Origin of the sequence: Schumannella sp. 10F1B-5-1 (assembly GCF_006517535.1) — a bacterium.
In the GTDB taxonomy this organism is placed as follows: Bacteria; Actinomycetota; Actinomycetes; order Actinomycetales; family Microbacteriaceae; genus Schumannella.
The window spans coordinates 1-243 of the sequence record NZ_VHQH01000200.1 but is presented as its reverse complement, the minus strand read 5'-3'; the positions used below and the strand labels follow the sequence as shown (position 1 = coordinate 243).

Here is a 243-nt window from a genome sequence, read left to right as displayed (position 1 = left end):
CGGCCTCGCGGGCGTGACGGTCGGCTTCACCGCCGGGCTGCGGGCGATCCCGAGCGAGGGCGCGGCGCCGTCGCCGCTCGTGATCGGGGTCGCGGAGATCGTGCTCGGCGTGCTCGGCGTGGTCTTCGCGGGCGTGTCCTTCCGGCGCGCGCGCGCCAGGCGGCTCGCCGCCACGACGCCTCCCCAGCTGCCCGCATGGTTGAAGCGCGTCGCCCGCTTCGGGCCGGTGCCGTCGTTCGTGGT

General features: G+C 77.4%; 1 protein-coding gene. It reads left to right on the top strand.

Annotated features, from left to right (window positions below; genetic code table 11):
• The coding region (locus FJ658_RS16455; RefSeq protein WP_219995796.1) for a hypothetical protein at positions 1–243 on the top strand (243 nt) is incomplete at both ends.